Origin of the sequence: Mesorhizobium sp. SARCC-RB16n, assembly GCF_008520305.1 — a bacterium.
Lineage (GTDB): Bacteria > Pseudomonadota > Alphaproteobacteria > Rhizobiales > Rhizobiaceae > Mesorhizobium.
Genome location: NZ_ML703255.1, coordinates 95,281 through 107,055 on the forward strand (window position 1 = coordinate 95,281; position 11,775 = coordinate 107,055).

Annotated in this window: 12 protein-coding genes; 8 read left to right on the forward strand and 4 right to left on the reverse strand. The window is 59.7% G+C overall.

From position 1 onward, the window contains the following. The first annotated feature begins 17 nt into the window (after window positions 1-17). The 4 genes from C7I87_RS03415 to C7I87_RS03430 are packed head-to-tail and all read left to right on the forward strand — an operon-like array spanning window position 18 to window position 3,647. Window positions 18-1,055: an ABC transporter ATP-binding protein gene (locus C7I87_RS03415; protein ID WP_149902868.1), complete on the forward strand. Its 1,038-nt coding sequence runs from the start codon at window positions 18-20 to the stop codon at window positions 1,053-1,055. Further along, window positions 1,052-1,939 carry an ABC transporter permease gene (locus C7I87_RS03420; protein WP_149902869.1) on the forward strand — a complete coding sequence of 296 codons (888 nt, stop codon included), beginning with the start codon at window positions 1,052-1,054 and terminating at the stop codon, window positions 1,937-1,939. The genes C7I87_RS03415 and C7I87_RS03420 overlap by 4 nt, the downstream gene beginning before the upstream one ends. Beyond that, entirely contained in the window at window positions 1,932-2,723 is a 792-nt protein-coding gene (locus tag C7I87_RS03425) for an ABC transporter permease (RefSeq protein WP_149902870.1), read from the forward strand. The genes C7I87_RS03420 and C7I87_RS03425 overlap by 8 nt, the downstream gene beginning before the upstream one ends. Before the next feature lie 15 nt (window positions 2,724-2,738). After that, window positions 2,739-3,647: a phosphorylase family protein gene (locus C7I87_RS03430; RefSeq protein WP_149902871.1), complete on the forward strand. Its 909-nt coding sequence runs from the start codon at window positions 2,739-2,741 to the stop codon at window positions 3,645-3,647. A 572-nt stretch (window positions 3,648-4,219) separates the two neighbouring features. On the opposite strand, the gene C7I87_RS03435 is transcribed toward C7I87_RS03430, so the two are convergent. Beyond that, on the reverse strand, window positions 4,220-4,408 hold the full coding sequence (locus C7I87_RS03435; RefSeq protein WP_149902872.1) for a hypothetical protein: 189 nt from the start codon (window positions 4,406-4,408) through the stop codon (window positions 4,220-4,222). A 94-nt stretch (window positions 4,409-4,502) separates the two neighbouring features. Between C7I87_RS03435 and C7I87_RS03440 the strand changes: the two genes are divergently transcribed. Continuing rightward, window positions 4,503-4,688, forward strand: a complete 186-nt coding sequence (locus C7I87_RS03440; protein ID WP_149902873.1) for a hypothetical protein — start codon at window positions 4,503-4,505, stop codon at window positions 4,686-4,688. 84 nt (window positions 4,689-4,772) lie between these two features. Here C7I87_RS03440 and C7I87_RS03445 read toward each other — a convergent pair whose 3' ends face one another. From C7I87_RS03445 to C7I87_RS03455, 3 genes are all read right to left on the reverse strand, one after another. Next, window positions 4,773-5,258, reverse strand: a complete 486-nt coding sequence (locus C7I87_RS03445) for a DUF4142 domain-containing protein (RefSeq protein ID WP_149902874.1) — start codon at window positions 5,256-5,258, stop codon at window positions 4,773-4,775. Window positions 5,259-5,380: 122 nt separating this feature from the next. Further along, on the reverse strand, window positions 5,381-5,689 hold the full coding sequence (locus C7I87_RS03450; RefSeq protein ID WP_149902875.1) for a hypothetical protein: 309 nt from the start codon (window positions 5,687-5,689) through the stop codon (window positions 5,381-5,383). A 1,049-nt stretch (window positions 5,690-6,738) separates the two neighbouring features. Further along, the gene (locus tag C7I87_RS03455) at window positions 6,739-7,824 is read right to left on the reverse strand and encodes a LacI family DNA-binding transcriptional regulator (RefSeq protein ID WP_149902876.1); all 1,086 of its coding nucleotides are present in this window, start codon (window positions 7,822-7,824) and stop codon (window positions 6,739-6,741) included. Window positions 7,825-8,050: 226 nt separating this feature from the next. Between C7I87_RS03455 and C7I87_RS03460 the strand changes: the two genes are divergently transcribed. From C7I87_RS03460 to C7I87_RS03470, 3 genes are all read left to right on the forward strand, one after another. Further along, window positions 8,051-8,863: an ABC transporter substrate-binding protein gene (locus C7I87_RS03460; RefSeq protein ID WP_149902888.1), complete on the forward strand. Its 813-nt coding sequence runs from the start codon at window positions 8,051-8,053 to the stop codon at window positions 8,861-8,863. A gap of 91 nt (window positions 8,864-8,954) precedes the next feature. After that, window positions 8,955-10,496 carry an amino acid ABC transporter permease/ATP-binding protein gene (locus C7I87_RS36405; RefSeq protein ID WP_149902877.1) on the forward strand — a complete coding sequence of 514 codons (1,542 nt, stop codon included), beginning with the start codon at window positions 8,955-8,957 and terminating at the stop codon, window positions 10,494-10,496. Window positions 10,497-10,565: 69 nt separating this feature from the next. After that, the gene (locus C7I87_RS03470) at window positions 10,566-11,687 is read left to right on the forward strand and encodes an NAD(P)/FAD-dependent oxidoreductase (protein ID WP_149902878.1); all 1,122 of its coding nucleotides are present in this window, start codon (window positions 10,566-10,568) and stop codon (window positions 11,685-11,687) included. The last annotated feature ends 88 nt before the right edge of the window (window positions 11,688-11,775 follow it).

The window sequence follows — 11,775 nt, forward strand, 5'->3', positions numbered from 1 at the left end:
TAAGGCCGGAGCGCATGATGAAATCGCTTCCGATCACCATCGACAGCGTGCGTAAGGCCTACGGGTCTTACGTCGCGCTGGACGATGTTTCGCTCGATATCAGGGCCGGCGAGTTCCTCACGCTGCTAGGCCCGTCCGGATCGGGCAAGACCACCTTGCTCATGGCTCTGGCCGGTTTTGTCCGGCCCGATGCCGGAAAGCTCCTGATGGGTGATCGCAACATCACCCGCCTGGCCCCCAACAAGCGGGAGATCGGCATAGTATTCCAGAACTACGCCCTGTTTCCACACATGAACGTCCTCGCCAACGTCGAATATCCCCTGGCGCTGCGCAGGATTCCGAAGGCGGAGGCGCGTCAGCGGGCGCTTGACACCTTGGCTCGCGTGAAACTGGAAGATCTGTCGGAGCGCAGCGTCGCCGCCCTGTCCGGTGGCCAGCGGCAGCGGGTAGCGTTGGCGCGGGCGATCGTCTTCGAGCCGCGCGTGATGCTGATGGATGAGCCGTTGTCGGCGCTCGACAAGAACCTGCGCGAGACCATGCAATACGAGATCCGGCGTCTGCATGATGATCTGGGTATCACCACGATCTATGTGACTCATGACCAGCGCGAGGCGTTGACCATGTCCGACCGGATCGCGGTGATGAATTCCGGGCGCATCCAGCAGATCGATGCGCCGCAGCGAATTTATGATCGTCCATCCACCCGCTTCGTCGCGGAGTTCATGGGCGAGGCCAATATCGTGGCCCCGGGCCTGGTGCGCAGGATCGACGGTGCCGAAGGGCAGCGCGAGATCCTGATGATCCGTGCGGAAAGCCTGCATCTCGATGCGAGCCTCGTCGGCCGGGACGGAGTGGCGCTCGACGGGACGCTGCGCGCCAAGGCATTTCGCGGCGACAACTGGCTTTTGACGCTGGCGCTTCACGGTGGGCAGGAAATCCTTGTATGCATTCCGGCGGCACTGGCCGGCGGCTGTGCCGAGCTTGCCACCGGTCAATGGGTGACCGTCTATGCGCCAGCGGGGAAAGTTCACGCGATATCGGGGGCGATGGCGTGACCATCGCCGCCGATCCCGTGCTTGCCGCGGATGGTCGACGCGAGCGGCGGTTTTTCCTTTCGCTCTCGCTCCCGGCGCTTTGCATTGTTGGGCTGGCGGCGATACTGCCGCTCCTCTGGATCATCCGGCAATCCTTCCTGACTACGGCCGGCGAATACACCGTCGGCAATTACGACAAGGTCCTATCGAGCGGGCTGACATGGTCGGCGCTGGCCGCCACCCTTGAACTGTCACTGGGCACGCTGGTGGTCTGCATTCTTCTCGGCACCCCCTTGGCGCTGGCACTGGCCAGCGCCCGACCAAGAGTGGCCAACGTGCTGATGGCCTTCGTCATGCTGCCTTTGTGGACCTCTATTCTTGTGCGCACCTATGGCTGGCTCGTGCTGTTGCGGCGTGATGGCTTGATCAACGCGGCTTTGACGGCTTTAGGTCTGACCGCGGAGCCATTGCCGCTGGTCTACAACTTCACCGGCACGCTCATCGGCATGGTTCACTACATGCTGCCGCTGTTTCTGCTGCCCGTTTACGCCGCGATGCGCGATATCGACACAAACCTCATTCGCGCCGCTGCCAGCATGGGAGCCACGCTCGGGCAAGTGATCCGCACGGTCATTCTGCCGCTTTCGGCCGGCGGCATCTTCTCGGGTTCGATCATCGTTTTCATCTACACGATCGGTTTCTTCATCACGCCAGCGGTGCTTGGCGGCGGCAAGGTGAATCCGCTCGCCATTCGGATCGAACGCACACTGTCGACCTTCCAGGATTGGGGCTCGGCGAGCGTCCTGGGCATTCTGCTCCTCGTGCTCATGGCGCTGATCGCTGTGATGTTCCTGACGGCAAGACGGCTGATGGCATACAACAAAATGGGCGCGGCCCATGCTTGAGGCCTATCCGGACAATAGGCTCGCTCGCGTCCTTCTGTGGGGCTTTTCCGCGCTTGTCATGGCGTTCTTGATACTGCCGACGCTTGTCGTCGTGCCGCTCTCCTTTTCGGCGTCCGACCTACTCGAGTTCCCGCCGCGCGCCTACTCGTTGCGCTGGTATGAGAACTTCTTCGGCTCAGCCACATGGATGGCCGCGCTGAGGACGAGCCTGATCCTTGGGACCTTGACGGCGGCGGTTGCCGTACCGCTGGCGCTACTGTCCTGCATCTCGATGAACAGGCTAGGCGGCAAGGCCGCGGCAACAATCCAGGGCGTGCTGCTCACCCCCTCCATCGTGCCGGGAATCCTGCTTGCGATCGGCCTCTTCTTCGTGCTGGCGGCGCAAGGTCTGGTCGGAACGCTGTTCGGCGTGCTGGTCGGGCATGTGGTGCTGGCCATACCGGTCGCCTGCATTGTGTTGTTGCCAGCTCTTGCCCGCTTTGACTGGAACCAGGTTCAGGCGGCGCGCAGCCTGGGCGCTAACTGGGCCAGAGCCATAGGCGGGATAATCGTTCCGCAACTTCAAATCAGCCTGTTGTCGGCGACATTGATGGCCTTCCTCACCTCGCTCGATGAGTCTGTCATTTCGATCTTCGTCGCGAGCGGTCGAAACAGCACGCTGCCAAAGCTCATGTTCCTGTCGCTGCGAGACCAGATCGATCCGACCATCGCGGCGATCTCGACATTGTGGACCGCCATCGTCGTGGCCGTCATCCTGATCGTGACTCTTCGCCAAAAATCCTGACCGAGACTGGAAAACATGCCAATCGATCCTATCGCAGCCGATCATTCGACAGACATACCCAAGGTTGGGCTGGCGATCATCACCGGCTCGGCAAACTGGGGACTGGCCTTTCCGGAGGATGTCGAAGTCGACGGCGTGCGCACCTTGCAACGTGATATGAGCTTTGAGACACCCTTTGGCCGCACCGACAACTGGAAGCTCATCGAGTTCGATGCCTCAATTACCGCCGAAGGCAAAACGAAACAGGCGCTGTGCATGTATTCGCACGGCAACCCTCGCGACCATATCGACCATTCCTGCCATCGCCGGGCGTTCTGGGTGTTGATGAGCGCGGGTGTAAGGCAAATCCTGGCCTGCTCCACCATTGGCGCCGTCAACAAGGCGATCAAACCCGGCGACATGGTGGTGCCCGCCGACATCATCGAATTGACGCAGACGCCGTTTTCACTCCTTCCCGGCCGCCAGAGCTTCGACTGCTCGGGCAAGCAGATCGTATGCCCAAGATGCGCGGCCGTTCTGGTCGAAACCGCCCGCCGTCATTGGCCGCGCGAAGCCCGTGTTCATGGTATCGAACAGCAGTTGGTGGCGGCCCACTGTTACGGGCCGAGACTGACAACCCCGGCCGAAGCCCTGGCGTTTCGAAGCATGGGGGCTGATGTGCTCAATCATTCGATCGCCCCCGAAGCGACCTTGTCGCGCGAGATTGGCGCGTGTTTCGTGCCTCTTGCGTTCGTAACTGCGGGTTTCAACGACTATATGGACCGCAATCGCCGGGAATTGCTTCAGGAGGACGTGTTGCCAAGCCTCTCTATGACAGCATCGCGAGTTGCGCTGGACACTGCCACAAGATTACCGGCAGATCCGGAGTGCTCATGCCAAGGCTTGAAGTCGCCACAACCTGCAGAGCGCCTTACCCGATTCTGAGGCAACGAGGAAATCAACTGATCACTCACGAGGTGCGCCTATATCGCCAAGGCAGTTGCGTCTGCCAGCGACCGCACCAAAATCGAGAGCCCCCAACGAGGGCTTTGCCGCTTCCTCTGCCGTAACTCGATAGTCCGCTTCCAAGGATGCGGCCGACTGCGTACAGCCATGAAGGGAGATGCTCGCCCGCGTGCGGATAGGCGGTTCCGTTGTCGATTAGGTCGAAATAGTTGAGCCATCAACGCGAACGTGAGTGTTCGAGGTTTGTTCCGCTGTCATGCGCGTGTACAGCAGGCATTTTTACTCGCCACTAACATGGGTGATTCCGCGGGTGCCGCTTTTGGTCTTCCCTTGGGGAAGGAAAAACAACATGTCGGGAACGACTGGGGAGCGCTTAAAATGGCAAAACGCGAAGGGAACGGTGGCGGTCCGTTCGAGATAGCTATGATCGTCGTCATGGCTTCGGCTGCGATCGGGATCATTCTGATCGCCGCCACGGGGTTTGCGTGACAGCTGTGCTTACGGCTGCGTCTGGGAAGGGTCGCGATGGCCACGCGGCGGCCTTTTGCGTTTCAGGAGCGTTTGACGACCTCGGGCTTCAGCCGCTCATGTCTCGGCTGCTCGGGCCACATCACCTGACGCAGATCGTGCATATCGACCGGCTGTCCGCAGATCTTGCACTTATAGAAATGGTCATTCTGGTCGGAGGGCTCGTGCCGCTTGCCCTTGATGGGCGCTCCAAGGCCTGAGGGCTTCGTCATGCGGCCAGCAACATCCCGCCTTGGCAAAAGTTCCGGAACTAATCGCGATCCGGCCTGAACTCCTATATGCTTCGCGGGAAGCATGGGACCTCGAATGGCATTCACCGTCATCTGGTACGGTCGAAAAGGCATCATCGACAAGGTGATCTTTGACGCTGAGAAGGTGGCCAAGGATCATGCTGTCACCATGTTCCAGACCCGAAGGGGTGACGATGGCGTCATATGCGTTGAAGTTCGCAAGGACAACGGGACTGTCGTCTTCAGCCATGCGGAGAATTAGTGATGCCCACCGGATTCAGGTCCGGCGCGGGAGGTTGACAGGCGAGGGCGGAACATTCCGGGCTGACATATGCCCGTGTCCGGCCTATTCGAGCGATCTTGCCGCCTTCAAATGCTTGCGCAACGTTGGCAAGGTCTCCTTGGCAAGCTTGGACACCACACCCTTACCAGTCTTGGCTTGATCCTCGAATTCCGAAATGTCCTTCTGATGGTCAGACACCATATAGTTCGCGAACTCCTTGTCGAAGGCCGAACCCGAAAGGCTTTCGAGCTTCTTCTGCTCCTGCGCTGCCTCATCGCTGACATCGCTTGGCACCTCGACGCCCATCTTAAGGGCAACGGCAGCTGCCTGCCGCTTCGCCTTGCTGTGGTCCTTCACCAACATGCGTCCGAACGACTTGGCAGCCTTGGTCGAGCTCTTCGTCTCGGCGATCTTACCAAGCAGGACTTCGGAATTATCACCCTTGATAGCGTCGGTGAGGAATTCCCTGTCACTCTTTGCCTGGGCGGACGCTGCGCTGATGCAGCCCGCAACAAGGGCAGTAACGGCCCAAACTGCTTTGTTAGCCATGGTTCGAACTTTCGATTGATCTGAGGACTGACTGGCCGCCGAACCCTCCTGTCAGTGCTTTGTTCCGGCACGCGACATCAATTTCCGACGAACAAGATGCGATCCGTCGTAAGGCGGCGGCCTCATGTCGGCTTGTCCACCAGCGGTTTCTTTCTCGTCGGAGGCTTGTAGGCGTTCACCAGCCTGACGACAGCGGCATCCACGGTGACTGGAACGCCCAGGTTCACCGTCACGCGGTTTTTGTCGAGTAGGTGGGTCACGTTGCCGATCAGCTCGATGTGCTGCCCCTTCGTCACCTCCGTTGTTCGGTCGACAATCGAATGCGGCTGGCCGTAGGACGGGATCGAAACGCTCACGTGATCGTCTGTCACTCGCCGCTGGACCGTGGCGGTTATTGCGACCTCATCGCCGATGTTGATGCCTTTCGCCATGACCCATACTCTGGGGCGGTACCATCCTTAGTCAAGCGATCGCTAATGTGAGACGGTGCCCGAAGGGGCGGCCCGGCTGCCGCAGGGGGTCGGGGGGGCCACGGCAGCCGGGCCATGCCGGAGTTCCTCCCGGCGGCTTATTATGCGCTTACATTAGCAATGGCGCAAATATCTCTTTGGCAGATCATCCCGGATGCCGCCTTAGACATGACAAGTGGGCCCGATCTACGCGAACACGCGGAACATCAGAGCTTTCTAACGGTTCTTTCCTTACAGTTTTTCAACGTGGAGCCACGACCGTGTCAGCGTTTGAATTCGTCTACTTTTCGGGTTTGACGGCGAGCGATCTCTTAGGTGGCGTTGTCTCGTTGTTGGCTTGCTGTCTGCTCTATAACGTCATCGCAGAGGATCGTCCGAACCGGTAGGCGCGGGGGCCGCAGGGCCGGCGAGTGGCTTCTCACCACCAAGGACAGTTTGAGCCGCGCTTGCTGGAATGGATCACGCGGAAGTAGGGCCTTATCCACCGCTGGATGCACCGGGCGGCAACGACACACCGATCGGTCGGTCTGTAGGAACCTAACGGGGCGACGCCCAGCTATCCGACGACCCGCTCAGGTTACGGTTCGCTTTTGCGCCAGTCGTGCCTGCGCAGGACAGTAGCCTCCGAAGGAGCCGCTCGGCCGCCACGGCGTTGCCATCAAAGGCAGGCTCGTGCTCCACCAGCCCACCTTGAATAGATACCATCTTTCTCATATTCCGCCATGTCAAGAAATGGAAACGCTCCACCAAGATGGTGGTCCGCTGGATCTAGTCGAGGCTTAGTTCCCTCGGCTCGGGCACGTCCTGCATGCCGCTTGCCGTGAACATCTGCGCCCCAGGAACGTGGGATCGAGCGGCTGACGGTGATATGACGTATTTTCGGGATGGATACGCGCCCAATGGGATGAACATGGCTCCCATCCTAGGTCCGAAAGCGCGAAGGATGTTTCTGAAGTTCGACCATAGGCATGAGGCAAACATCGCGACGACGGAATGTCGTCAATTGGCGATCAGACGTTTGCCTTTGTGGTTGGGGGAGGACCAACCGAACCCCTTTCTATAATCGCGGTCGGCAGGACGAGCCGCTCCGACGGTCGCGTTTCACCCTCCAGTCGGCGAATGAGAAGCTCTGCGACGCTTTTGCCAAGAGCATAGACGGGCTGATCGATGACGGTGATAGGCGGTGTGGTGACGCTGGTCCAATCCGCATCGTGGAAGGTGATCAGCGAAACGTCGTCAGGGACCCGCAATCCGCGCTGGCGGATGATCTTGAATATCTCCAACGCGATGAGGCTATCAGAGGCAAGGATCGCCGTGGGACGGTCTGTCTCAGATAGCAGCGTTTCGGCGACGCTGCGCGTTTGCTCGGGGCTTGTTGCGCCGAGGCGAACATAACGTTCCGGTCCATCAATTCCGGCGTCCCTGCACACGGTGAGAAAACCGTCGATCCGCTCGCGAACCGACGATGTGTAGATCTGCCCGAGATCGCGGTATTGATGCCTTTGGGCGTCAACCGCAGTCACATAGGCGATCCTGCGGTGGCCGGCATTTGCGAGAATGCGGGTCGCACGCATGGCGATATCGCGATCGTCGACCGTGACAGTATCGACATCCAGGTCGGGCAGCGCCCGGTCAAGCAGGGCAAGTGGCCGGCCCGAACGGTGGATGTCTCGCAGATGTGAGATGTCCCGCGATTCCGATGGTGTGACGATCAGTCCGTCGACGCGCTTGCCTATCAGCAGTTTCACGGCGGCCTTTTCCGCCTCGATCTTCTCTCCGGAGTTGGCCAGAATGACGTTGAAGCCAGCCGCTCTTGCCGCATCACTGATGCCGCGCACCGCGAGGCCGAAGAATGGATTCTCTATGTCGCCCACAACGACCCCGATGATCCCTGACTTCCCGGTCGTCATGCTGCGAGCGAGTTCGTTTGGCCGATAATCGAGAGCCATGGCAGCGGCCAGTACCCCGGCGCGGATGGTGTCGCTCACCACGCCATATCCACCCAGAACGCGAGCAGCCGTCGCTTTAGACACCTTTGCCGCTCGGGCAACGTCGCTGACTGTTGTCGGGCGGGTATGCGAAGCGTGTTTTGTCATTGTTTGACGACTACAAGAGTTGTTGACGGAAGGTCAATCTAACGATAACGATTGCATGAGAGACCGGTCTCATTCAATAGATACCGGTCTCTTATGCAGGACGAATGCGCAAAGCAGTCAGTCGCTTGGCAGCCGCAAGCTGCGAAGCGTGAGTCGTCCATGCCAAAAACAACAGACCTCAGAGTGGAGAGAAGACGTGAGCAAATTTGAAATTGTGAAATGGCTGATGTCGCCGGCCCGGGCGGGTGCAGTGGCTCTTACAATTGCGTGGGTCGGAGCAGCTTTTGTTTCGCAGGCTAATGCGGCGGAAGACAATCCCTATGGTCTTATCGACGCCAAGGTCATCAGCGTGGGCACGATGGGCGATGCGAAGCCTTACGCCTTTACCCAGTCCGATGGCACTTTCACGGGTTTTGACATTGAACTGTTCCGGAATGTGGCGAGCCGCCTTGGGTTCAAACCGGATCAGGTGATCTTTACCGGGCAGGAATTTTCCGCCTTGATGCCGTCGGTTGCCAATGGGCGCTTCGACGTCGCGGTCGCGGCGATCGGCACGACGGAAGCGCGCAAGAAGACGGTCGATTTTTCGGACGGCTATCTTGCCGGCTACCTGTCGGTCCTGACCGCCGACAAGACGATCACATCGGCTGACGGGCTCAAGGGCAAGCGTCTTGGCGTCGTGCAGGGCACGCTGCAGGAAATCTATGCTGCGAAGAATTTCGTCGGAACCGATCTGGTCAAATTCCCAGACAACAACTCGGCCGTCTCGGCGCTCAACAACGGCACGGTCGACGCTCATTTTCTCGATTACGAGGCGGCCAAGGACTATGGCCAGCGCTATCCGGCCCTGAAGATCGCAATCAATATCCCGTCGTTCGATGCGCCGGCCGGCTTCGTTATTCGTAAAGGCAACGACAAGCTGCGCAACGCGCTGAATATCGCCCTGCACGCAGCCATGCAGGACGGCACCTGGAAGACGCTCTATGAAAAGTGGTTCCCCGGTTCGCCAATGCCTGATCAGTATCTCCCCAAGAAGTGACCGCCCCAGCCGCCGGCCCGGGCCGGCGGCTGGCAACCTCGCTGGCCGCACTCCTGGGTTCGTAAGCAAAGCGCAATAAGAAGGGGACCGAATGAACTGGCTTGAAAACCTGCGTCGCAGTTTTCTCGACTGGCAGGCCATGGCTGACGTGCTGCCGAGCATGATCACCATCGGTTTGAAGAACACCTTGATCCTTGCAGCCGCTTCAACGGTGCTCGGTGTGGCAATAGGCATGGTCCTGGCGATCATGGGTATTTCGCAATCGCGTTGGCTGCGCATTCCAGCCCGGATCTATACGGATGTCTTCCGCGGGCTTCCGGCGATCGTCACGATACTGCTGATCGGCCAGGGCTTCGCCCGCATCGGCCGTGAAATCTTCGGGCCTTCGCCTTATCCGCTTGGCATTCTTGCGCTCAGCCTGATCGCCGGCGCCTATATCGGCGAGATCTTCCGCTCCGGCATCCAGAGCGTCGAGCGCGGTCAGATGGAGGCCTGCAGGGCGCTCAGCATGAGCTACGGCCAAGCCATGCGGCTGATCGTGGTCCCTCAAGGCATCCGCCGCGTCCTGCCGGCCCTGGTCAACCAGTTCATAGGCAATGTCAAAGATTCGAGCCTGGTCTATTTCCTTGGTCTGCTCGCATCGGAGCGCGAGATCTTCCGCGTCGGTCAGGACCAGGCGGTGGTCACCGGAAATCTGTCGCCATTGCTTCTGGCGGGTATCTTCTATCTCGTCATCACTGTGCCGTTGACCCATGTGGTCAATCACATCGACAACCGGCTGCGGACTGGAAAGCAAAAAGCTGGCCTGGTCACAAGTGGACTGACCGAGGTGAGCGAACTGGAAAGCGCCGCCGGCAGTCCATCTTCGGAGGCAGGTTCCGATCCCCATTCGGCGCGTCCCCTGTTCAAGGGCGGCAGTCTCGCCGTCAGCAACCTGGATATGGCGTATGGCGAGCTCGACGTCCTCAAGAGCGTCAGCCTGACGGTCAAGCCAGGGACAGTCACCTGCATTATTGGTCCCTCGGGTTCAGGCAAGTCGACCCTGTTGCGTTGCCTTAATCGTCTGGTCGAACCCAAGGGCGGCGATGTGTTGCTCGATGGAGCGAGCATCTTAGCGATGAAGCCCGAAAAGCTGCGGCGGCGGGTCGGCATGGTATTTCAGCAGTTCAATCTTTTCCCGGATCACACAGCGCTCGAAAACGTCATGCTGTCACTGACCAAGGTCAAGGGCATTCCGGCGCAGGAAGCCGAGCGCATCGCCGATGCACGTCTTGCCGATGTCGGCCTTGCCGCTCGCAAACACCATCGCCCTGGCAGCCTTTCCGGCGGTCAACAGCAGCGTGTGGCGATCGCCCGCGCGCTGGCAATGGATCCGGAGGTCATCCTGTTTGATGAAGTCACCAGCGCGCTCGATCCCGAATTGGTCAAAGGCGTCCTCAACCTGATGGCGGACCTCGGTCAGCGGGGCATGACGATGGTCGTCGTGACCCATGAAATGGGTTTTGCTCGCAAGGTCGCGGACCAGGTCGTTTTCATGGACGAAGGCCGCGTCATCGAGGCCGGCCCACCCGCCGCAATCTTCGATACTCCCAAGAGCACGCGCCTAAAGCACTTCCTGGCCGAAGTGCTTTGATCTGAAGCCGAAGAAACCAGGACGACCTGGTCCGCTCACCGTTCATTCTCCACAGCGAAAGAATATTCCATGGCTACACACCTGGTCTCAAAAGTCGTCGTTGTCGGCGGCGGCATTTTCGGCGTCTCGTCCGCGCTTCATCTGTCGCGGCTCGGCATCCAAACCATTCTCGTCAACGACGGACCGCTTGCCAGTGGAGCGTCCGGACGCTCGCTCGCCTGGCTCAACTCCGCACGTATGCGCTCGGCTGAGTATCATCGGCTGCGCATGATCGGTATCGACCGCTACCGAACCTTGTCGGCAAAATACCCGGATGCTGCATGGCTGCGTTTCGACGGTGGGTTGACCTGGGATGCGGATGACACCTCGAATGAGATCATGGAAGCTTTGGCCCATGAAAAGAGCCTCGGATATGACGCACAGCATTTGCGCGCAGGCGACATCCCTTCAGCTACGCCGGGGATTGCGGTAAACGCCGTAACGCGCCAAGGCGCAATCTTCAATCCGGGTGAGGGCTGGGTCGATCTTCCGTCGTTGATCAAATTGTTGATTGCGGAATTCGTGGAGGGCGGCGGTCGGCTCGTCACCGATGCCGGGCGCGCTACGGTGACGGTCGCCGATGGGCGCGTCGCTGGTGTCACCACAGCGACGGGCGGCACGTTTGCTGCAGACGCGGTCCTCTTGGCGACCGGCAGCGAGGTGCCGCGCACGGTTGCGCAAACCGGGCAGCATATCCCGGACGGAACGCCGATCGCGTTGCTGGTCAGGACCAAGCCCACCGCTCTGCCACTTCGGGCAGTGCTCAACACGCCGCGAGTTGCCGTTCGCCCGACGCCGGACGGAGCTCTCGCACTCGATTCCGCATGGTCCGAAGAAGAGGTAATCGTCAATTCGGACGGCACTTATGGAGTGAAGGCCTCGACCCTTCAGGGGCTCCTCGATGAAGCCTCGAAGGTGCTTGAGGGCAATCCGAAGCTAGAGTTGGAGAGCTACGGCGTTGGCCCCAAGCCGATCCCGGCGGATGGCGAGCCTGTGCTCGGCCAGCTGAACGACATTAAAGGATATTACGTTGCTTTCAGCCACAGTGGCGCGACGCTCGGGCTGATCGCCGGCGAACTGCTTGCAGGCGAGATCGCCACCGGAAATGAACACCCGTTGCTGGCCAATTTCCGCCCAGCTCGTTTCGTTTGAGGAAGCGCTCCCGAACTTTGCGATCTTACTTGTTCGCGAACTCCGAATGGGCGTTAGAGCACAATCTGACCTGATGGAATCGTGAGGG